Raw genomic sequence first — 22,728 nt, forward strand, 5'->3', positions numbered from 1 at the left:
GAGGATTCGCCATGCAGACCGCCCTTGCGCCAAAACCGTCTGTGCCCCGGACTTCCCGGGTTGCCCGGTTTTGGCGAGACTACGGGTGGGCGTATTTGTTTATATTGGCGCCTGTCCTGCTGTTTCTCATTTTCACACTATATCCGGTTCTGACGGCTCTCGTGATGAGCTTCCAGAAATACAACATTATGAACTCGACGTGGGTTGGATTGGATAACTACGAGCGCTTGGTGAAGGATGAGACGTTCTGGAAGTCGATTAAAAATACACTCATCTTTACTGTAGGTACGGTACCGGTCAATATTCTCATTACATTTGTACTGTCCTATTTCATCTACCAGATGAAAAGCAAGTGGCAGACGTTCTTCAAAGCAACATTGTACCTGCCTGCGGTAGCATCCGGAGTAACCATCTCCATCGTATGGCTGGCGATCTTTGACCCGACAGATTCTGGACTGCTGAACCGCTTCCTCGGCCTGTTAGGCCTTGATCCGGTGATCTGGCTGGGCCAATCGGGAACGGCACTCTTTTCACTCATTCTGATGAACTGGCTCGGATCGCACGGAGCGGGCATTATTCTGTATCTGGCAGCCATGGGCGGTATTCCAAAATCGCTGTACGAAGCGGCGGATATTGATCATGCCAGCGGCTGGACCCAGTTCAGCAAGATTACATGGCCGCTGCTCAAACCAACGACGTTGTATCTGCTCGTGACAGGTGTGATCACGTCTTTTCAGGTGTTCATATCGGTATATCTGATGACACAGGGTGGACCGAACTTTGCGACAACAACGATTGCCTATCTGATCTACGAGACGGCATTCAAGTTCTATGAGTTCGGATTGGCTTCTGCACAGTCGTTCGTACTGGCGATTATCATTATTGTCATCTCCGTCATCCAGTTCAAATATTTCTCCAGCGATATTGAGTATTAGAGGTAGTTCAAAACACGTACGATTAGAGCATGTTGCATTAAGCATCCGGGGGTGAATGAAATTCATGAAATCAACACAGAAAAAGACACTGCTTGTCGTTGCATCCATTCTGCTGGTGGTCTGGGCACTGGTGACGGTCATTCCGATGTACTGGATGCTGGTCGGTTCGGTGCAGGATAGTGCGATGTCGGCTTCCTTCAAACCGCAGATGATCCCGGAGCAGCTGTCGTTATCACCATATGAGCGCTTTTTTGCCAAAACGGATGCCTGGCGCTGGCTGTACAACTCGCTGCTCATCTCGGTCATTCTGACCGTGACGAATGTGTTCTTCGCCTCCCTGGCGGGATATGCGTTCGCCAAACTGAAATTCCCGGGAAGTCAGGCGGTATTCTGGACCTTGCTGGGCACGATGATGATTCCGGCACAGGTGACGCTGATTCCCTTGTATATTCTGATGGTCAACGTGTTTGACCTGGGGGATACGTATACGGCCATTATTCTGCCTGCTGCGGTCAGTGTGGGCAACATTTTCTTGATGAAACAGTTCATGTCAACGCTGCCCACATCGCTGATTCATGCGGCACGTATTGATGCATGCAGTGAGTTCGGCATCTTCTGGAAAGTGATTCTGCCGATGGCGAAGCCAGGGATCGCGGTGCTGGCGATTTTCACGTTTGTAGCTTCGTGGAATGAATTTTTCTGGCCATTCCTGATCACTAACTCCAACGAGATGCGCACCGTTCAGGTGGGGCTGGCCTCGTTCGTATTTGCCGAATCAACGGACTTCGGCGCCATGATGGCAGGGGCAACGATTGGTGCGCTGCCGATGATCATTCTGTTTTTCTCGCTGCAACGTTATTTCCTACAGGGCATTACGATCGGTGCGGTAAAAGGTTAAGGTGAACTGTTAGTTCAGGACAAGCGACAACGTAAAGGGGGATCTACCTATGGCACGCGTGGAGTTTCGCCAAGTGCGCAAAGAATTCAAAGACGATCATAAAGGAACGTTCACGGCTGTGGCCGGCTCGGACTTTGTTATAGAGGATAAGGAATTCGTGGTTTTTGTGGGTCCTTCAGGCTGTGGCAAAACGACGTCACTGCGGATGATTGCGGGACTGGAAAAGCAAACGAGCGGCGACATTGTCATTGGCGAACGGGTCGTGAATGATCTGCATCCGAAGGACCGCGATATTGCGATGGTATTTCAGGATTATGCTCTTTATCCGCATATGACGATACGTGAAAATCTGTCTTTTGGTCTGAAAAATCTCAAGAAACCAAAATCCTATATTGATGAACAGGTGCAGAACGCTGCCGCCATTCTGGGGCTGGAGGCGATGCTGGAGCGCAAACCGCGCGAGCTGTCCGGTGGTCAGCGCCAGCGTGTGGCGGTAGGGCGTGCGATCGTCCGTGATCCGCAGGTGTTTCTGTTCGATGAGCCGCTATCCAATCTGGATGCGAAGCTGCGGGTACAGATGCGGGTGGAATTGGGCGAGCTGCATAAGCGGCTCGGTGCCACAATTGTATACGTCACGCATGATCAGGTGGAGGCCATGACACTTGGGGAGCGAATCGTGGTCATGAATCATGGAGATATCCAGCAGGTGGCTTCACCGAAAGAATTGTATGCGAGCCCACGTAATATGTTTGTTGCCGGATTTATCGGTTCCCCGGCGATGAATTTCATTGATGCCCAGATTGAAGGCACGCAGGTTGTCGTAGACGGTGCATCATTCACCTTGCCAGAAGATGTACTCGCTCGTCTTCAGAGCCATCAAGGCAAGCCGGTAATTATGGGGCTGCGTCCAGAGCATATTTTTGGTGACGATGTCGCTCCGAATATCCCGACAGATCATATGCTGCAGGCGCGGGTTCAGGTAGTAGAGCATCTGGGCTCGGAGAATCTGGTGTATTTCCATTCGGGTGCCCGTACCGTTACGGCCAAGGTTCACCCGGAAACCCATGCTTATGTAGGCATGGACAAAAATTTTGTACTGGACCTGCGTAAAGCGCATTTCTTTGACCCGGAGACGGAGCTGGCGATTGGACGAGAATAGCAACGAGCTGGATGAGGAAGGAACTGCAAGAAAGGGAGTGTGGAGATGCGTAAGCTGAGTGAAGTGTTGGTCAAGTCGGGGGCGGAAATCTATCGGGATATTATTCCGGTGGCCCTGTACAGTGTTGTCAGCTCCATCGTGCTGGTGCCCATTCTGATGTTTGCTCCGCTGCCAATCGCGGTGCTGCTTTTGGCTGTGATTTATATGCCAATCCTGTTCGGTGTCAGTTATGCCGTGCATCACAGGCTGGAACGCAAGGAACGCCGCAATGGTCTTAAGGATATCTGGAACGGAACGATGAAGGGATTCATCCCGGGAGGGGCAGTAGGTGTGCTTTTCACCGTGCTTGGCTTCATTCTCTGGTCAACCTGGTGGTATTACGGGGGACAGGGCGGAATTACAGGTACAGCGGTGAGCATGTTCCAAACGTTCTTCGTCCTCATGGCGCTGATGTCGCAGTTCTATACCTGGCAGCTTGTTTTGCAAAAAAACATGGGCATCATTCAGGCGATGGGGGAAAGTGTGAAGCTATTCTTCCGTCATCCGGGGTACACGATGGGAGCCTGTTTTCAGGCGCTGTGTCTGACGGCTTTGCTAATGCTGACGGTTGTTGGCTTCGGAGCGTTGTTCGCGGGCATGTTTGCCATCTATCAGCATAAGGTCGCCCTTAATGTGCTTGAACCTGAAGAGGAACCTGTCACATCTGGCGGCAATGACCACCAACATACGGGGTGGATCAGCCCGGGGAATGTGTGATGGGTGTAAAAACTGGAGTTGATCTTTTGTCCAGCGGGTTATCCCACCCATGGTTAACGAATGCGCGTATTGGCCTGATGACAAACCCCACGGGAATTACGGCTGATTTTGTCTCTACGGTGGATGTGTGTGCCGGGTTGGCAGATGCCCAGCTTACTGCGCTTTATGCGTGTGAGCACGGTCTGGATGGTGAGCTTCAGGCTGGTGTCCGATTCGGGGATACGGTGCACCCACGTCTGGGCATCCCTGTGTTCAGCCTTTATGGGGAACACAAGAAGCCTACATCTGCGATGCTGGCTGAGGTGGATACGGTGCTGTTTGATATCCAGGATGTGGGCGTTCGTTATTACACGTATGCATCCACTTTGTTCCACATGATGGAGGCCTGTGCCGAAGCAGACAAACGTCTGCTGGTGCTGGACCGCCCCAATCCGCTGGGCGGAGACGCGGTGGAAGGCGGCCTGCTGAGCGCGGGGTATGAATCACTCGTTGGCGCTTGGCGTGTTCCTGTCTGCACCGGACTGACGGTCGGTGAATTGGCTCTGTTGGTGAACAGTGAGATGGACGTACCCTGCGAATTGGATGTCATTGCAATGGAAGGATGGCAGCGCTCCATGGAGTTTACGGATTGTGAGCTTCCCTGGATGCTCCCCTCTCCCAATATGCCCACGCTGGACAGTGTGCGGGTGTATGCGGGTACTTGCCTGTTCGAAGGCACCAATGTATCAGAGGGCAGGGGCACGACCCGCCCATTTGAGTGGATTGGGGCACCCTGGATTGAGGGTGAACGACTGGCGGAACGCTTTCGGGAACACAGACTGGAGGGTGTGCATGTGCATCCGGTGTACATGTCGCCAACCTTCTCCAAGCATGCAGGTGAGCTGTGCGGAGGTGTGAGAATTTTCGTGACAGACAGCAGTGCATTCCGGGCGGTAGATACAGGTCTGGTGCTTTTGCATGAACTGGCATCGCTCTATCCGGGGCAATTTCGCTGGTTGGAGCCACCACAGCCGGGTTCCCGTTATTTTATTGATCTGTTGACCGGAGGCAGGAAAGTCAGGGATATCATTCATGACCGTGAAGAATTAGTACGCTTGATGGAAGCGTGGAATGCAGAGGCAGAGGAATGGAAGGAACGGCGGAAGCCGTTTTTGCTATACCCATAAAGAATGAAATTCATCAATAGAATGTTGCGTAATGTGCGGATGATGTTTGTCATGGGGAGGAGGCATGGAATGAGTGAGCCAAAAGAGATATACGCGTTGAAGCTGAAACAGATGACCCTGCGTGAGAAAATTGGACAAATGCTGCTTTGTGGATTTCATGGCACCGAGGCTGCCGGTGATGTGGATGCTTTTCTGCGAAAGTATCCCATTGGCGGCGTAATCTATTTTGCACGCAACGTCGAGTCGCCGGAGCAGGTAGAGCGGCTATCGTCGGGGCTGCAACGTATTGCTGTCGATAGCGGTAATGTGCCGCTCTGGATATCCATTGATCAGGAGGGCGGCATGGTGGCCCGGATTACAGAAGGAATCGCCCTGATGCCGGGACAGATGGCGATTGCCGCAGCAGGTTCCACCCAGGATGCATACCAGGCAGCCTATATCAGTGGGGTGGAGCTGAAATCCATGGGAATTAACATGAACTTTGCTCCGGTCCTGGATGTAAACAACAACGCAGCCAATCCGGTAATCGGTGTGCGTTCATTTGGGGAATCCCCGCAGTCCGTGGCAGCGTATGGGGTCAGGAGCATTGCGGGAGTACAAGATGCTGGCATTTCAGCGACAGCCAAACATTTCCCGGGACACGGGGATACGGATACCGATTCGCATCTGGATCTCCCGGTCATCCCCCATGATCGGGGTCGGGTAGAGCGTGTGGAACTGATTCCGTTCCGGGCTGCCATAGCGGCAGGTGTTGATGCGATGATGTCGGCACATATTTATTTTCCGGCTCTGGAACCGGAGCGTCTGCCTGTGACACTATCACGAGCCGTGTTAAGTGGATTGCTTCGTCAGGAACTGGGTTATGACGGCATGATTGTAACGGATTGTATGGAGATGGACGCGATTGCCGCCAACTATGGCACTGTCGATGCAGCTGTGATGGCAGTAGAGGCCGGCGCAGATCTGGTGTTGATCAGCCACACGGCTCATCTTCAGGCAGGGGCATTTGAAGCGCTGCTGGCAGCCGTGCAGAGCGGGCGAATCAGCGAGGCGCGCATTGATGAATCTGTAACCCGGTTGCTGAAGTACAAGGCCAAACGAGGCCTGCTGGAGAAGGGAACGGGCACAGGCACAGGTAATGATGAAGTGAACGTTGCGGTGTCGACTTCACTCTTCGCTGAGGTATCAACTGATCCAGCTTCTTCCATACGCCAAGAGCGCAACCAACCGTTACACCACGAGGTGGCGCGACGAATCAGTGAGAACAGCATCACGCTGGTGCGTGACCAACTGAACATGCTGCCTTTGAAGTCGGAACGTACACTGGTCATAACGGTTGCTACATCTGTGACAACGATTGCCGACGAACAGCTGACGCAGGCGGTTACCCTAGGCTCGGCTTTGTCGCACTGCGGTCTGGATGTAGTCGATATAACAGTCACGCCAGAGGAAGTTGCCATTCGCTCTGCTCGTCTGCTCCAAGCTGCGGAAGAAGATGACATTCGCCAGATTATAGTGGGGACTTATAATGCAGGAAGTGCGTCTGGTGATCCGCAGTGCAGGTTAATCGGCTGGCTGCAGCAATTAGGCAAGCCGCTGGCTGTTGTGGCGCTCCGCAGTCCCTATGATCTGCTTGCGATCCCGGAGGTGCAGGTCTACGTGGCAGCGTACGAGAGCAGGCCGCTTGCCATGGTTAGCGCGGCTCGGGCGCTGGCGGGGCATATTCCTTTTGCCGGGAAGCTCCCTGTATCTATAAAGTAGACAGGCGTTAAATGACGAACGAAGCGAAAGTATGATCTGGAAAATGAAGACCAATATAGCAGAAGGGACGATCCTGTAATGGACCGTCCCTTCTGCTATCTAATGAATAATTGCAAAAATTATTGCAGATTCAGTGCCTTAGCTGTCTTAGCCTCGACTTCATCCATAAGCGAAGTCATATCCATGCCAGCATGATTACCAAGCAGGATTATTGTAATATCATCTGTTAAATTGCGTGAGAAGGCTGTGGAGAAACCGCCGCCGCTACCGTTATGGAAGACGGTACGATGCTGATCGTTTTCTTTGAGAATCCAGGCGTAGCCATAATTTTTATCCGAATATGGTTCATACATCTGTTCAATCGTATCCTGGCTCAGAATTTTGTCCGTGTACAGTGCCCGATCCCACTTCAGCAAATCGTCCACAGTGGAGTAGATCGTCCCTGAACCTGATTGTGAGACATAATAAGGAGCAGGTACCCACTGCTTATTCTCCGAAACGAATCCGCTAGTCGTATGGACCTTGCGTGAAGCTTCTCCGGAGCTCTTCATGCCGAGCGGCTTCAGAATGGTCTGTTGTACATAATCGGCATAACTCATGCCAGATACCTGTTCAATAACATAGGCCAGCAGAACATAACCACTGTTACTGTACAAATAGGCACTACCCGGTTCGAACTTCAATGTTTTGTGCCGGATTTCCTCTACCGTTTCTTCCAATGAAGTGCCTTCACCCCGGCCAAAGGCGGATGGGATACCTGAGGTCTGGGATAACAGCATATGGAGCGTGATCTGATCTCCCTTTGGTATACCGGAGATGTACTTGGATATTGGATCTTGCACATCGAGCTTCCCTTTTTCCGCCAAGCTGAGAATGGAGGCTGCGGTGAAGGATTTGCTCAGAGAGGCAATTCGGGTCTTCTGATCCGGCCGATTCAGCGTCTGTTCATCTGCTAGTCCGTAGCCTTGGCGAAGAAGGACTTCGCCATTGCGAGCAATCAGAGCCATGCCTGGAAAATTGATTTCGCGCAAATAGCTGTCTACACTGGCGACTTGACTATTTAATAGGCTTACTTTGTCCGTCTGGATACTAACACTCATCTGCCCTGAGGCTGTACGTTGCACTTTAATATCTGCCTTGAGAGCATTGGCAAGCGCTCGGACAGGTAACATCAGGGTGCCGTTAATGGTGCGGGATTGCACACCGGAGGACAGGCGAACGTGATTAACTTGAATGAAGTCACTGCCAGCCTGGTGAACGAGCTTGTCTCGACCAACGGCAATCGTAGCCGTTTTGGTACGAGCCTCCCACTTCAGGGTGCCATTTACAGAGGTAACAACATCTCGCAATGGAACATACGTTGTACCTTTGTATATTAGGGGTGCATTTTTCCATGATTGCTCTTGACCATTCACTTCAATGTGAACTGTTTGCGTCTCTTGTGCCGCGGATGCCGTGAAACTGGCTTGTCCCATAATAGGGCCTGCACAAAGGATGAGGGCTAACAGAATACGGAACATAGATGAATATAATCTGGTAACAGGTTGTTGCACATGTGACTTGCGTAAGATTCGAATCCTCTCCTTCCAGTCGTTTCATGGATAACCAGCTTATGAGATATTGTAAACGATCTCGAAGAGGGGGTCAAAACGGGGAATGAGCATCATTTTCGTCTATCCTAACAAAAATAATATAATTTCGATTCATTTTAGTATCCATACATAATATTTTTACTGCGTTTGTCCGATAAAAAAGGGTGAAGATGATGATGGGGGATATTTAAATGAAGAAAAGGATTCGCAATTGGTTTACATTAACGGTTAAGAAACGTCTGATCGCTTCGTTGCTCCTGTTCCTGATTGTGCCGAGCATTAGCGTGGGATGGTTGTCTTATTTGAAAGCAGCAGATCAAGTCAACGCCGAAATTATTCATTCCGCTCAGGCCAAAACGGAAATGCTCAGTCTGCAGATTAGTCAGATGCTGGATATGGAGAAGGATAACGCCGCACAGTTCGCTGCCGGTATTACTTCAGCAGATATTATCAATAAATCACCAGCGCTAAAAAGACAAATGGACCGTATGTCCAAGGCTCATAAAGAACTGAGCGTAGTAACCGCCGGTGCTGACGATGGCAGCTGGATGAAATCTCCTGACCCCGGACAGCAAATCTACGATCCACGGGAACGCAGCTGGTACAAGATGGCGATGTCATCAGATGAACCCATTATTTCAGACACGTTCCAATCGGTAACCACGGGAGAATGGGTTGTCACCGCAGCTGCCAAATTGCCCGATGGCAAAGGGGTATTTGGAGCCAATATAAGTCTCAATCATTTGAAAGAATCTGTTGATAAGATACATATAGGTGAACAAGGAAAACTGTATATGCTGGATAACGGCGGGAAGTTTCTGTTCCATTACAATATTGAATCCGGTGTGCAGTCCAATGAGAGCTATATTAATGAGATGTATACGAAAGACCAAGGAACTGTAAAGTACACGTATGATGGACAAGAGTTGCAGGCTGTATTCTATACGAATCCTTCGACGGGCTGGAAAATTGTTGGTGAGATTGTGCCATCCGAAGCAGCAGACGCGGTAAGACCGATTTTGATTCGTGCCTACACATTGGTAGGGGCTTCATTGATTATTGGTATTATTCTGCTCGTGTTCATTATTCGCAGCATTCACCGTCCATTGTTGCAGTTAACGCAGGCAGCATCCAAAGTAAGCGCGGGTGATCTGACGATTCGGGTAGGATTGATGCGCCGTGACGAGTTTGGACAACTCGGGGCAAGCTTCGATACTATGACCTCTTCGCTGCGTAACGTTCTAGGAGAAGTACATGATACATCGAGCCAGCTAGCGGCATCCTCTGAGGAACTGATGGCAAGTTCTGAACAGACATCCAGAGCAACGGAACAGGTTGCTGAACTGATGCAGGATGCAGCGTCAGGAACGAACAGACAAAACGCCAGTCTCGCCGCAACGGGGCAACTCGTGGGTGAAATGTCTATAGGGGTCAAAGAGATCTCATCAAGTGCCGAAAACACCGCTCGCATAGCTGTTGAAGCATCTACCAAGTCCGAAGCGGGTATGGTAACGGTGGAAGAGGCAGTTGCTCATATTCAGAAGGTGAATGATGAGAGTGAGGCCATGGCTGTGGTCATTCAGGATCTTCGAGCGAAAAATGAAGAGATTGTTGAGATTGTGGCCGAGATCACCAACATCGCCAAACAGACCAATATCCTGGCCTTGAATGCATCGATTGAAGCTTCAAGAGCAGGTGAACAAGGGCGAGGCTTTGCTGTCGTTGCCAATGAAGTAAAATCGCTAGCCAACAATTCGGGCAGTGCTGCTGAACGTATTAATGAACTTATGCGCGAGATGCAAGAGAAAACGAATGCGGTACAGTCTACCTTTGCCCTTACAGGAGAAGGTATGATTAAAGGTACACAACTGATCACGGAGGCGGGAGAGGCCTTCAAAAATATTCGTAGTGCCGTGCAGTTGGTTGCTGCACAAGCTGGAGAAGTGTCGGTAGCTTCCCGTCAGATTGATGGAGGCATGAGTTATGTGTCCAAGGAAGTGAATGACACCATTAAATTATCCAATCAGATTGCCTCAGGAACCGAAGATGGTTCAGCTGCTGCGCAGGAGCAGCTCGCTACGATGGAAGAGGTTGCAGCTTCTTCTGCGGCATTGTCCCGTATGGCTGAAGATCTGCAAAGCCTGATCGAGAGATTTAAGTTATTGTAGAGGTTCCACGTTCCGCAAAAAGGGAAAAATAAGAGGGAAGTCTTAAATGGACTTTCTTTATGAAGATGAATACTGCAGGATGAAGACTTTGGGGTTGTAGCCCTGAAGTCTTTTCTTTTTTATTTTGGGTGTTCTACGTTGGATATTGACATTATTTAAACAAAAATATAAAATGTCTATAAATAAACAAACAATAATGTTTTTATTGCATGAAAATTTGCTTTTCACTATAAATTTAAGGAGCCAATTCATTGAAATCATCGGAATCCTTGTTGCAAACGGCCTCACTTGAAGAGATCAAGCGCGGATATCTAGAGGCAGCATCTATATTTACATGTGTCTGTTGTGGCTATAGAACGGAAGCGGGCATCATTTATCCAGAAGAAGGCGTGCTTTATGAAGCAGAGCGTTACATGCGTGTTCATATCGAGAAGGCTCACGGATCGGTGTTCGAATATTTGCTGGAGCTGGATAAAAGCGTTACCGGCTTGTCTGATGTTCAGCGTGGCTTGCTGGGCCAATTCTATGAAGGGAAAAAGGATAGCGAGGTACAGAAGGCCCTCGGAATCGGGAGTGCTTCCACCATCCGCAATCATCGGTTTGTACTAAAGGAAAAGGAACGGCAGGCCAAAATTTTTCTGGCACTGATGGAACTGCTCAAAAGCAAGGATACTCATGCTCCCGCCGAGCTGGTGTCGCCTATCACAAGACATGTGCAGACCATTAACCGGGCTCAATTCGATATCTCGGAACAGGATCGTGAGAAGGTGCTGAACAAGTATTTCCCCGAGGGTACGAATGGAACACTGACAACTTTTCATATGCAGCAAAAACATAAATATATCGTGCTGACCGAAATCATCAAACGATTTGAACCCAAGCAAAAATACACCGAGAAGCAGGTTAATGAGCTGTTGAAGCAAGTCTATGGCGATTACGTGGAGCTCCGCAGGTATCTAATCGACTTCGGCTTGATGGTACGTGAAGAGGATGGCAGTCAGTACTGGCTGACCAATGCTGAAGGTCAGGATGGTACAGGCAAGAAGCGAGGACGTAAAGCAACAAGAACGGAGAAAGAGGCTGAGGAAGGGGAGGGCGAAGAAATGAATCGTCGCAAAGAGCTGCAAGAACAGGCCAAGGAAATCAAGACCGAAGCGGGGGTCTATCAAATCCGCAATGAGCGAAACGGTAAAGTGTTTCTGGACAGCACACTTAATCTCAGAACCCTTAATGGGCAGAAGTTTATGCTGCAAATGGGCAGCCATCGCAATCGTCAACTGCAGGCTGAATGGAATGAATACGGGGATGATGCCTTTGTGATCGAAGTGTTGGAGAAGTTGAAAAAGGAAGACAGCCCGTATTTTAATCCGAAGGATGCATTAGCCAAATTGTTACAACACTGGTTCGAGCAGCTTGAGCCGTATGGCGATCAGGGGTATCACGGTGATAAGAAACAATCAAACGAGTAAAAACGCTCAAATCGACTCTAACGTATCAAAGGCCCGTTGCCGTGACATGGTAACGGGCTTTGGTATGAAGATTCCGATTAAATCTGTTCTGTAAAAGTGAATCTGTCTCTCCCTGAATGTCTCATCCTGTGGTATATTTCTAAATTAAAAGTATCCGCAAGATGTGGATGACATGGAGAGGGGATGAACCGGATTTGGATAAATCCATACCACTGACATCCGGGCCCGCAAATACTGAAGAGGTGCTGGATGATGCTACATTTATGCAAGGAGTTAAGGACTGTATCCCAACACTGCTTGGATATTTAAGTATTGGCTTTGCAGCGGGTGTCATTGAAATGACGGCAGGCCTAAGTTTGGCGGAAACGGCTCTGCTCAGTCTGATTTTATATGCTGGATCGGCCCAGTTTATTGCCGCAGGCATGCTTGCCTCAAATGGGTCAGCGACTGCTATCATTTTCACCATATTTTTCGTGAATCTTCGCCATCTGCTGCTGAGTGCAGCCGTATCACCGTACTTTCGTCATCTGACGCCGCTTAAAAATATGTGGATTGGCTCGCTGCTTACCGACGAGTCCTTTGGCGTGGCGATGACGCGAGCGATTGGCCGGAAAACGTTGAGTGAGCGCTGGATGCACGGTCTGAACATTACAGCATATCTAAACTGGTTTGTAGCAAATATGGCGGGAGCTTACTTTGGACGCTGGATAACCAATCCCGAGCGGCTTGGGCTTGATTTTGCCCTGCCTGCCATGTTTATTGGTCTGGTAGTGCTTCAACTGATGCAGCGCAAAAATAAAAAATTACACATCAATGTGGCGATTATCGCCGTGATCTGTGTAATCTTCGCCAGCATGGCTTCGCTTGGCAGCATGAGTGTCATTGTAGCTGCGGTCATTGCGGCAACGATGGGAGTAGTGATGGAACGATGGAAGTAAGATGGGATGTATTCTGGATTATTATGGGCTCGGCTTTGTTAACGTTCATCCCGCGCGTATTGCCGCTCATGCTGTTCAGTAAAATACAGATTCCGATGTGGTTGTTACGCTGGCTTGAATATGTCCCCGTGGCGGTCATGGCGGCACTGATCGGTCAGGAACTGTTTATGGCGGACAACCAGTTGGTGCCGATTATACATAATCCAGCCTTGTGGGCAGCACTGCCTACGATAGCTGTAGCCATCTGGACACGAAGTCTGCTCGGAACCGTACTTGTCGGTATTGTTGCGATGATGATTCTGCGGTACTTGATGGGAGGATAAGCGGCAAAAGATCCAAAAGCTTGAGAGGCAGTTGGAAAATAGCGCTCTGAAAACGCTATTTCCAGTGGCGCCCGAAAGGGATAAAATGGAGACTGAAGGGTTGAGGTTTTCATTTTGCATACGGGAAGGAACGGTTTTGATTATGAGTACACATTCATCCGTTATACTTTTTCAGGGAGACTCCATTACAGACGGGGGAAGATCGCGCAATGATGATCCGAATCATTTTCTCGGGCATGGCTATGCGTATCTGATCTCAAGCAAACTGGGTGTGGAACTGGCAGCCAAACAGCCAACGTTCTACAACAGAGGGATTAGCGGGGACCGCGCTTCTGATCTTTATGCACGTTGGAACGAGGATACTTTTAGTTTGAAGCCGGATCTGATTAGCATTCTAATTGGTGTTAATGATGCATGGCGTACCATGAATGGCGAACCTAGTGGAGTGACGGATCGTCTTGGACGTGCATATCGTCATTTGCTGGAGGAAACACGGGAAGTAATGCCGAATACCGGGCTGATTTTAATGGAGCCGTTCATTCTTAAAGCGGGAGCTACAGTGGAACTTTGGGATACTTGGCAGGCGCGTATCGGGCAGTATCAAAATCTGGTCCGTGAACTCGCAAGTGAGTTCGGGGCGGTCTGGGTACCTTTGCAGCAAACGTTCAACGATGCTCTCGAACAAGCTGACGCAGCCTACTGGTTATGGGATGGTGTGCATCCAACCGCAGCGGGTCATGAGCTGATTGCCCGTCAATGGCTGTCCGTTGTACAGAATTCTCCAATTGCGATTGGTTAATAGAATTAGAAATATCCAGTTTGAGCTAAAAAGCTGAATGCAACGAGGAACCCTGAGGGGTTCTTCGTTTTTTTATATTGGGACAGGAATTCTGTGGTTAATTTGGTTGGATATGATGGATAACTCTTCAAATGTACAGCATTATCCGGTAAAATGAAATCGGTTACATATAATGAAGGTTTCGTATTCCATATAGATTAGGGTGAATTCAATGGAAAACACCAATCAAAGTAAAGTCAGCTCCATCTGCATCCCGGATTCTACGGTCATTCAGCAGGCAGTACATCGGATGGTACAAGACAGAAAGAGGAGTCGTCAGGTTCTGCTTGCTTCAGCAGCAGCCTCAACAATCTACTCTATCGATGCCATTGGAAAGGCGTTATTGCAACCAGAGCTAACTTCTTTCTACACAAATCTGAGCAGCTATGGGGAACGTGCCCTGAACGAAAGCTTGCCTTCGCTGTCATTCGGTCTATATCGGAAGTTTGGGGATACAGGGGAACGAAAGTTGTATGAGGATGCGTATTTTGAACGCAGGGGACGTCTTGCGGCAATAGCGCTGCTTGCTGTGGATTTGAATACGCCGAGATGGATAGAGACATTGGAAGATATGTTGTGGGATGTATGTGGTGAGTATACATGGTGTTTGCCTGCACATTTGGGTTCGGGGGGAGTGGAACAGGTCAACGGTAATATTGATCTGTTTGCCGCGGAGACGGTACATATGCTGGCCGAAATCGTGACGATTCACGTGGATCGATTGGATGCACGTATCATCCAGCGGATTAGGGCTGAGGCCGAGCGGCGCATCTTCACACCGCTCTATCGGGAACAACGCACCTATCACTGGCAAGATGCAGATCATAACTGGTCTGCTGTGTGCAGCGGATGCTGTGGCATGGCTGGACTATTACTGCTGGAGGAAGAAGCGATTCTGACGGAATCGGTTGGTCAGGCGATTCGATCCATGCAGGCATTTCTGAGTGGATATGGCATGGATGGTGGCTGTGCAGAAGGCATTGGTTACTGGGTGTATGGGTTCGGCTATTTCGTCTATTATGCCGACATGCTACGCGAATACAGTAAAGGTGAGTTGGATCTGCTGAATGGTTCAAAGATAGCGGCGATCGCAGCCTTCCCACTGCGGGTTCATCTGTCGGGGGGAACCTTCGTGAATTATTCGGATAGTGCGGAGCAGCAAGAGATTCCTTCGGGTTTGCTCTCACTTCTGGCATCTCGTTTCGGTATACAGATCGATCTGCCGTTTCATATTCCTTTGTTTACCGATGATCCCTGTCATCGTTGGGCTCACCTGCTGCGCAACGTGATGTGGAGCAGTCCGGCAATGTACCTTCAAGAAGCGGGGGCTGTTCCAGCGGAACGAGGGATCATTTTGGAGGATTTGGGCTGGATGATTGCGAAGGGAGCACTTGATTCTCCAAGCGCTGAACTTACCGTAGATGAACCTCTCGCTGTTGCCTTTTCGGTCAAGGCCGGGCATAACGATGAACCCCATAACCATAATGATCTGGGGCAATTTATGATTCATTGTGGCGGCGAGAACATTCTTTGTGATCCGGGAGCAGGGCTGTATACACAAGCCTATTTTGCGCCGGGCAGAGAACAGTTGTTCCACATTAGTTCGGCCGGGCATAGCGTGCCGCGGATTGAGGGGAAGGAACAGAGCTCGGGACGTGAGGCACAAGCACAGGTTCTTGAGGCGAAGGTTTCGGACGATGAGCGTACATTGGATGCCTGTTTGGAACTGACATCAGCTTATCCTGAAGCAACTCTGCTCGCTTGTTATACACGCCAGTTGCATTGGAGCGTTCCTGCTAATGATGTCGGGAGCGAGGCAGAATTGCGTCTGAGGGATCGATTTCAATGGAAAAACAGAGCGGTGTCTTCATCAAGCGCGTTGTATTCGGTGGGAGCACTGCAACGGCCAAGTGTGACGGAGCGGTTGATGAGCAGAAAGGTACCTGAGAAGGTACATGAGGGGCAGATTCAATGGCATGGCGAACGAGCAACGGTATGTATGACGTATGATGTAAACCAATGGCAGGCTGACATAGAGATCATTAATACGGTGGATCATGACAATGTGCCAGTTACATTTTATCGGACATCACTTGAATGGCGAGAGCAGTCGGATAACTCTGGTGCAGGAAGTGATGCAACCGATCTGCTGGAGACGATGTGTGAGCTGAAATTCACGATTGAACCAAAGTGAAAGATGGAGGTGAGCATACGTGAGTAAGTATACAGCCGCATCAACGTATCCATGGAGAGATGCTCTCGAAAATTATCGTACACTGGCGGAAAAGGCGGGGCCTGCCCCATCAGATGGTTGGAATCAGGCTCGCAAATTGGCCCTTGTGGAGAGTGTTGTTCGGGCTTATACACCTTACCAGGACAGTAGTGGCGCCATTATTGATCCGTTCTCGGAGGCCGAGCGATATTATTCCACACCAGCATATGCAATGGCTGCATCGGTTCTTGTTCAAGCTGGACATATGGACCTGCTTGCTTCGGCCGCATCGGCCCTGTCACACAGCATCGATGTTGTTGTGAAGGGTTGTGCACCCGATCAACACCCGGACTTTTTCCCGGTGCTGATGATGCGAGCATACATCCTGTTGAAGCCGCATATGCCTGAGCAAGCAAAGATCTGGGCAGAGGCTCTTGAGAAGATACAACCTGAACAAGATTATGTTTTTACAATGAGCAAAATGAACAATCCCAATCGCATGATTAACTGGAACGCCATCATGATCTCGGGAGAATATCTGCGCTGGAGGGAACAGCTTGCCAGTGAGGGTACGGATTGGATGGACCGTTATCTGAATCTGTATCATCTGCCACGAATTACGCCGCTGGGACTATATCAGGACGGGCCGCTGGATCGACCCAATTGTCCATTTTCCTATGATATTGCGACCCGCTATCACCTGGATGTCATGCTTGAAGCGGGCTATGACGGGGCGTGTGCTGGTGAGTTGAAGGAACTATTACGTCATGGTGCATTCAGTACGCTGCTTACACTGTCACCGCTCGGGGAGATTCCTCCGCGTGGACGCAGCTCCCAACATCAATGGAATGAAGCGGCAGCGGCCTACGTATGTTCTACCCATGCAACACAGGCCTTACAGGCTGGAGATTGGGTGATGGCTGGGGCGTTCGCTCGTGCGGCCAATCGATGTTTCGAAGCGGTGGAGCGTTGGAAGATGGATGATGGGCGTCTGAAAATAGTTCGCAACGAGTATGCACCTGAGGAACGTCATGGCTACGAAATCTATACGAATCATACAGGTTACAACCTGTGGACGGCAGCAGCGCTGGCCCATGCCTGCCTTAGCGAACCTGGTGAAGATGTCACGGAAATATACCTTCCTTCCGAGTTAGGCAACCGGGTGTTGCAGACCGATGGATGGTTTGAAACGATCATTGCCTCGGTACCGGGTCAACAAATGATTTTGCATACAGCTATGAATGATCCATACACGGTTCCCGGTCTTGTGCGGATACAACAGGCGGGATTACCGGGGCTGATCGGTCCATCCGCAGCTGGACATGTGCAATCCGGATTCACAGAGTTTGCCGAAGGGGAAGTTGTTCCGCTGAGCTATTGTCCTTCCTGGAAGACGGCAGATGGGAAATGGCACAGCCTTGCCGGGGGCATTCCTTCAGGTGCTGAGTATGACCGTGATGCCGGTATTAATCCTGCCGATGGCGGAGGTTCGATTTTGCTTGAAACGGTAGATCGAGAGGTCGAAGATGATTCAGGCTCTCCCGGGGGAGATGACTGGAAGAATCAGGATCAGGTCAATGCATTTACAGTGACATGGCTCGGCCCGCTACCCGGGCTCGATTCACTGCGAACCCGTTATGTACAGCAGGCGGATTTGCTTACTGTGACATATGAATTCAACGGTGAGCTTGAGGCTGTAGGAGCACTCATTCCATTGATGTTCAGTGACGGTCGTGAGCAGGCTGTCATCACTCATACCAATCAGACTGTGCGCAGCGAGTACCGGGGAGCTTATGTGGAATCCACCGTGTTGGACGAAGGAGCTTTCATTCAGCTCAAACAGCAGCCGGTGGCATCCCGCAATGGGCTGCTGAATGAAGCAAGAATGGAAGTGAGCGGCGTGCGAAGTATAACGTTTACGATCAGATTGGGTGTAGTGCATTGATTAGAGGAGGGATAGGTTTATGAATACATCAACATCCGTGAAATGGCTGGAGGAAGCCTGGCGGCAAGGAGCGGCCAAAACAATTCGCAACGCGAAGCGCATCAAGGATACATTTCCGCACACCGCCCCGCAGGGCATGTATGACCGGAATGATCCCGAATGGTGGACCGCCGGCTTCTGGCCGGGGCTGTTATGGCTTGTCTATGGCGAGTCGCCGGAAAACGAAGCTGTCGCTCCGTTATCCCGCATAGCCGAAAGTTGTGAGCGGCAATTGGAAGGTTGTCTGCGTGATCCCGAATCGGTGGATCACGATCTTGGGTTCATCTGGCTGCTTAGTGGCGTAGCCAACTACCGCCAGACCGGCAGCGCAGATGGACGGCGGCGAGGTATGCTCGCCGCCAATCTGCTCGCTGCCCGCTTTAACGTGCGCGGTGAATTCATCCGCGCCTGGAACTTCAGCTCGTCAACCATGGATACGCGCGGCGTAGCCATCATTGACAGCATGATGAACCTGCCGCTGCTCTACTGGGCATCCGAGCAGAGCGGCGACCCGCGCTTCCGCTGCCTGGCGGAAGCGCATGCGGACACCGTGGCGCGCGAATTCGTCCGCGCTGACGGGTCCATCTGCCACGTGGTGGAGTTCGATCCACTCACGGGGCAGAAGCTGCAGGAGCATGGCGGGCAGGGCCATGCGCCAGGTTCCGCCTGGGCGCGGGGTACCGCCTGGGCGTTGCACGGGTTTGCGCTATCTTTCCGGTATACGGGCGAAGCCCGCTATCTGGAGACAGCGGAGCGGGCGGCCGATTTCTTCCTCGCCATGCTTGGCGAAGAAATCGTGCCGGTGTGGGATTTCCGCGCACCTGCCGAGCATCAGGTGGCGTGGGACTCGTCCGCTTCGGCGATTGCCGCAAGCGGACTGTTGGAGCTGGCGAAGCTGTCGCCGCGCGGCGAGGAATATGCAGCCTCGGCAGAGCGTATCCTCCGCGGGCTGCATGAGAACTACAGCTCCGGTGAGACGGCAGCGGAAGAAGGTCTAATCATGCAGGGCACGGTGCATTATCCAGAGGGTCGTGGCTTGAATGTGCCGATTATATACGGCGATTATTTCTATATGGAGGCGCTGGCGAAGCTGCGTGGCCGTCCGGGTTTATTTTAGAGAAAAGAGAATTAGGAACGTTACACGTCGAATGGGGAGTATGAGTGAGGTGAGTGAGGGGCATGAGTATGCCACCCACTATATAAGCCGTTCAAGTGTGCCTGCCTCCTAGTGGGAAAGGGTATTCCTGTCTTGGAGGCGGAGCACATGCTTGGTATCAGACCGTTTTATTATCGATGTCCGGTGTACGTCTTAAGATGACAAAATCGGCCGAGGACTGATCGGGATATCGCTGAGGAATAATTGCATGTACTTTGAACTCGGGATAGTCAAACAGATAATCAAAAAGATTTCGGTCTTGAATGGTGCTAACCCCTGGATTACCGTTTTCTTTCAATCGAGTGTACAACACAACCCACGCTGACGCAGAGTGCAGAATGTCGTAGAGTGTATTGCGAAAATCCGTTTCATCCGTAATATGATAGAGCACATCCAGACAGACGGTGAGATCAGCTTGCAGGAAACCGCGGTTAATCCACAGACCGGGTGCATATAACATGAAACTCTTGGTGGAATCATTAGCAAACTTGGAGGCGCACAGACGCACCGACGAGGCGGCTACATCGACACCTAGATACGTATTATAGTTCATATATTGCAGTTGATTGCCATCCCCGCAACCAAATTCAATGACGCTGGAAATACGCTCACGCTGAATCAGTCCATTTACCACCTCTGCCTTGAATTCAGCCAAAGCCCCGTAAGATCCTCTCCCGGATGTCTTGCCAGCGCTATAGGTCCGTTCCCAATATCCTTTGTAATCAAAAGGCTGATTCATGTGTCTCCCCCGATCATATAAATGAATTCAAAATAGTCACTATACATAGGTTATGCGTAATATTTGCAGGTATGAACCATTTGGAAATCGATAGTTCGGATGAATGGATTTCTACTAAATCCCCTGAAAATTCCCTGAAAGTCTAAACATCTGGAAAGAACTTGCCGACATTAAACTAAGGAACAAAATGAAAAGAATCGGGGGGAAATGATGTTAAAGCCAAGATTGACCAAGTACATGGTGATGATGCTGGTATTGGTGCTGAGTATTTCCAACGTAGGCTTGGCCGCTGCGGCAGATAAAGAACTGTCCAAAATTGTAGTTTCCAAAAATGAGCTGTCGCTCGAAGTGGGTGATTCCAGTTCGGTTACGGTGACAGGAGTATATACCGATAATACATCGGCTAACGTAACGATCAGTTCTTCCTGGAGTAGCAGTGATACTTCGATAGCGACTGTATATAATGGTGCCATTACTGCCAAAAAGGAAGGTACGGCGACCATTACAACGTCGTATCTGACTCAGAGTCAAACGGTTCAGGTGAATGTAACCAAAAAGGTCAAAGCCCTTTCCAAAAACGTGCAGTCGCTGGACTTGCGCACAGGAGATAGCAAAGACATTATTTTGACGGCAACCTACAGTGATAATACGACGAATGCAGATGCATCCAAAGTTGCGGAGTGGTCATCCGATGACGAGAAAGTGGCAACGGTTGTGAATGGTAAAGTTACTGGACAAAGCGCCGGTACAGCTGTCATCACAGGTAAAGTCGGCAGTCAAAGTGTGACTGTGGATGTTAACGTTGAGGTTGTTAAACGTGTGGATGTGGACAAGAAGCAGGTCAATCTGCTGTTGAACAAAAGCGAGAGTGTTAAATTGACAGCTACCTATCCAGATGGCACAACCAAAGATGTAACGGATCTGGCAGAGTGGACGTCAAGTAATGAAAAAGTAGCAGATGTATTAAAAGGTGAAATTACAGGATACTCGGCAGGTTCTGCTAAGATCACAGCCAAATACGGAACGAAATCCGTATCCGTAGATGTGGATGTCGATCTGACAAGCAAACTGAGTGTGGAGAAACAGAGCATTTTCTTCCGTCTGAGCGAGTCCAATAAAACGGCAAATGTAGTATTGACTGCCTCTTACCCGAATAGCGCTGATGTAAATGTAACGGATCAAGCGACATGGACATCCAGCAACGAGAAGGTAGCGACGGTATTCAAGGGACAAGTTACAGCGATTGGTGCGGGTTCTACGACAATTAAGGCAACGTATAGCGGCAAAACAGTGGAAATCACAGTTGACGTTGATACGGCAAGATATCTGGATATTGCGGGTGTCGAAGATAAACTGGCTATGAGCGTTACAGGTGATAACAAAACCAAGAAACTGGTAGCCAATGCAGAATATATTGATGCAAGTACAGAAAACGTAACTTCCAAAGCAACTTGGACATCCAGCAATGCGGATGTTGTATATGTGTCTGGCGGCGAGCTGATCGCCTATAAATCGGGAACAGCAACCATTACTGCGACATACGGCGGCAAAACCGTTAAATTCACAGTGAATGTAGACGTTCCGGACAAGTATGAAATGGACAAGAAAAAAGGTTCTGTAGCCGTTGGGGGTACATTATCTGTGAAAGTATTGGCCGTATACGGTGATACATCCAAAGACGTATCCGAAGATGCGGATTGGAGCAGCAGCAGTGATAAACTCGCTGAAGTGGACAGTAAAGGTGTCGTGACGGGTATTGCAACAGGTAAAGTAACCATCACAGCCAAAATTGAAGGTAAAACGTTAACTTTGCCTGTTGAAGTAGGCATGGCTAGTGGGCTGGAGGCAGATGTGAACTTTGTGGTGTTGTCCTCCAAGGAAACACAGCAAATCGTACTCACAGCAACGGATGAAGATGGCTTGACCAAGGACGTGTCATCCGATGCAACATGGAAATCAAGCAATTCCCGCGTAGCCGATGTGAAAAAAGGGGTTATCACTGCCAACAGCAGCGGTAAAGCCAATATCACGGCTGAATATGGTTCCAACAAAGTGACCATTCAGGTTGAAGTGGACGTTATCTCACGCATTGAAGCATCCGAACCGGCTCTTTCCCTGAAAACCGGTGATTCCGCAGATCTTACGGTTACCGCATATCTGAGCGATGGCAGTGAGCGTGATGTCACGGACAAAGCGGAATGGAAAACCAACAGCTACAAAGTAGCTCAGGTAACCAAAGGTAAAGTAAAAGCGACAGGTTCAGGTAAAGCAAAAATTACAGCGAAGTACGGCAGCAAAACAGTAACCATTGCAGTCGATGTAGATACACTGAAATATTTGCAAACCGATAAAGTAACCCTGACCATGAAGCCTGGTGACAAAGTAACCCTGGTTGCTACAGCAACGTATGCCGATGGCAGCGAAGCGAACGTATCCAAGCCGGCACTTTGGAAATCTTCCCGTATTGCGATAGCATCGGTGAAGGATGGCATCATCCAGGCCAATGGCAAAGGGAAAGCAACCATTACCGTGACTTATGCAGGTGTGAAAACCAAAGTGACTGTAGTCGTTGAAGCAAAATAATATCTTCAAGTACGAAGGTAAAACAAGCAATTTTATGTACGGTGATGACAG

Annotated in this window: 17 protein-coding genes; 15 read left to right on the forward strand and 2 right to left on the reverse strand. The window is 49.8% G+C overall.

Annotation, left to right across the window (positions count from 1 at the left end; all coding sequences use genetic code 11):
• The first annotated feature begins 11 nt into the window (after positions 1 to 11).
• The 6 genes from BMW94_RS26535 (at position 12) to nagZ (ending at position 6,675) form a co-directional block, all read left to right on the forward strand.
• Complete coding sequence (locus tag BMW94_RS26535; protein ID WP_063568019.1) at positions 12 to 935, forward strand: carbohydrate ABC transporter permease; 924 nt, start codon at positions 12 to 14, stop codon at positions 933 to 935.
• A gap of 64 nt (positions 936 to 999) precedes the next feature.
• Positions 1,000 to 1,833, forward strand: coding sequence for a carbohydrate ABC transporter permease (locus tag BMW94_RS26540; RefSeq protein WP_062322342.1), 834 nt, complete (start codon positions 1,000 to 1,002; stop codon positions 1,831 to 1,833).
• A 49-nt stretch (positions 1,834 to 1,882) separates the two neighbouring features.
• On the forward strand, positions 1,883 to 2,992 hold the full coding sequence (locus tag BMW94_RS26545; protein ID WP_091001740.1) for an ABC transporter ATP-binding protein: 1,110 nt from the start codon (positions 1,883 to 1,885) through the stop codon (positions 2,990 to 2,992).
• A gap of 45 nt (positions 2,993 to 3,037) precedes the next feature.
• Entirely contained in the window at positions 3,038 to 3,748 is a 711-nt protein-coding gene (locus BMW94_RS26550) for a hypothetical protein (protein ID WP_091001741.1), read from the forward strand.
• Positions 3,748 to 4,914, forward strand: a complete 1,167-nt coding sequence (locus tag BMW94_RS26555; protein WP_091001742.1) for an exo-beta-N-acetylmuramidase NamZ family protein — start codon at positions 3,748 to 3,750, stop codon at positions 4,912 to 4,914. The genes BMW94_RS26550 and BMW94_RS26555 overlap by 1 nt, the downstream gene beginning before the upstream one ends.
• 69 nt (positions 4,915 to 4,983) lie before the next feature.
• On the forward strand, positions 4,984 to 6,675 hold the full coding sequence (nagZ, locus tag BMW94_RS26560; protein ID WP_079695897.1) for a beta-N-acetylhexosaminidase: 1,692 nt from the start codon (positions 4,984 to 4,986) through the stop codon (positions 6,673 to 6,675).
• Positions 6,676 to 6,794: 119 nt separating this feature from the next.
• Here nagZ and BMW94_RS26565 read toward each other — a convergent pair whose 3' ends face one another.
• Positions 6,795 to 8,150 carry a serine hydrolase domain-containing protein gene (locus BMW94_RS26565; RefSeq protein ID WP_175480861.1) on the reverse strand — a complete coding sequence of 452 codons (1,356 nt, stop codon included), beginning with the start codon at positions 8,148 to 8,150 and terminating at the stop codon, positions 6,795 to 6,797.
• Between the two features lie 308 nt (positions 8,151 to 8,458).
• Between BMW94_RS26565 and BMW94_RS26570 the strand changes: the two genes are divergently transcribed.
• The 8 genes from BMW94_RS26570 to BMW94_RS26605 all read left to right on the forward strand — a co-directional run bounded on the left by BMW94_RS26570 (position 8,459) and on the right by BMW94_RS26605 (position 19,316).
• On the forward strand, positions 8,459 to 10,435 hold the full coding sequence (locus BMW94_RS26570) for a methyl-accepting chemotaxis protein (protein WP_091001744.1): 1,977 nt from the start codon (positions 8,459 to 8,461) through the stop codon (positions 10,433 to 10,435).
• A gap of 251 nt (positions 10,436 to 10,686) precedes the next feature.
• On the forward strand, positions 10,687 to 11,904 hold the full coding sequence (locus BMW94_RS26575) for a DUF2087 domain-containing protein (RefSeq protein ID WP_091001745.1): 1,218 nt from the start codon (positions 10,687 to 10,689) through the stop codon (positions 11,902 to 11,904).
• A gap of 263 nt (positions 11,905 to 12,167) precedes the next feature.
• The gene (locus BMW94_RS26580; protein WP_091001779.1) at positions 12,168 to 12,842 is read left to right on the forward strand and encodes an AzlC family ABC transporter permease; all 675 of its coding nucleotides are present in this window, start codon (positions 12,168 to 12,170) and stop codon (positions 12,840 to 12,842) included.
• The gene (locus BMW94_RS26585) at positions 12,833 to 13,165 is read left to right on the forward strand and encodes an AzlD domain-containing protein (protein ID WP_079695894.1); all 333 of its coding nucleotides are present in this window, start codon (positions 12,833 to 12,835) and stop codon (positions 13,163 to 13,165) included. The genes BMW94_RS26580 and BMW94_RS26585 overlap by 10 nt, the downstream gene beginning before the upstream one ends.
• 142 nt (positions 13,166 to 13,307) lie before the next feature.
• Positions 13,308 to 13,964 carry an SGNH/GDSL hydrolase family protein gene (locus BMW94_RS26590; protein ID WP_091001780.1) on the forward strand — a complete coding sequence of 219 codons (657 nt, stop codon included), beginning with the start codon at positions 13,308 to 13,310 and terminating at the stop codon, positions 13,962 to 13,964.
• 211 nt (positions 13,965 to 14,175) lie between these two features.
• Entirely contained in the window at positions 14,176 to 16,197 is a 2,022-nt protein-coding gene (locus tag BMW94_RS26595; RefSeq protein WP_091001746.1) for a heparinase II/III domain-containing protein, read from the forward strand.
• 19 nt (positions 16,198 to 16,216) lie between these two features.
• The gene (locus BMW94_RS26600) at positions 16,217 to 18,160 is read left to right on the forward strand and encodes a glycosyl hydrolase (RefSeq protein ID WP_091001747.1); all 1,944 of its coding nucleotides are present in this window, start codon (positions 16,217 to 16,219) and stop codon (positions 18,158 to 18,160) included.
• A 19-nt stretch (positions 18,161 to 18,179) separates the two neighbouring features.
• Positions 18,180 to 19,316 carry a glycoside hydrolase family 88 protein gene (locus tag BMW94_RS26605; protein WP_091001748.1) on the forward strand — a complete coding sequence of 379 codons (1,137 nt, stop codon included), beginning with the start codon at positions 18,180 to 18,182 and terminating at the stop codon, positions 19,314 to 19,316.
• A 157-nt stretch (positions 19,317 to 19,473) separates the two neighbouring features.
• Here the strand turns inward: BMW94_RS26605 and BMW94_RS26610 are convergent, their stop codons facing one another.
• Positions 19,474 to 20,094: a class I SAM-dependent methyltransferase gene (locus BMW94_RS26610; RefSeq protein WP_091001749.1), complete on the reverse strand. Its 621-nt coding sequence runs from the start codon at positions 20,092 to 20,094 to the stop codon at positions 19,474 to 19,476.
• A 207-nt stretch (positions 20,095 to 20,301) separates the two neighbouring features.
• Here BMW94_RS26610 and BMW94_RS26615 point away from each other — a divergent pair, with 207 nt between their 5' ends.
• The gene (locus tag BMW94_RS26615) at positions 20,302 to 22,677 is read left to right on the forward strand and encodes an Ig-like domain-containing protein (protein ID WP_254790381.1); all 2,376 of its coding nucleotides are present in this window, start codon (positions 20,302 to 20,304) and stop codon (positions 22,675 to 22,677) included.
• Positions 22,678 to 22,728: the final 51 nt, after the last annotated feature.

This window comes from Paenibacillus sp. OK003, assembly GCF_900109515.1.
Lineage (GTDB): Bacteria > Bacillota > Bacilli > Paenibacillales > Paenibacillaceae > Paenibacillus > Paenibacillus marchantiae.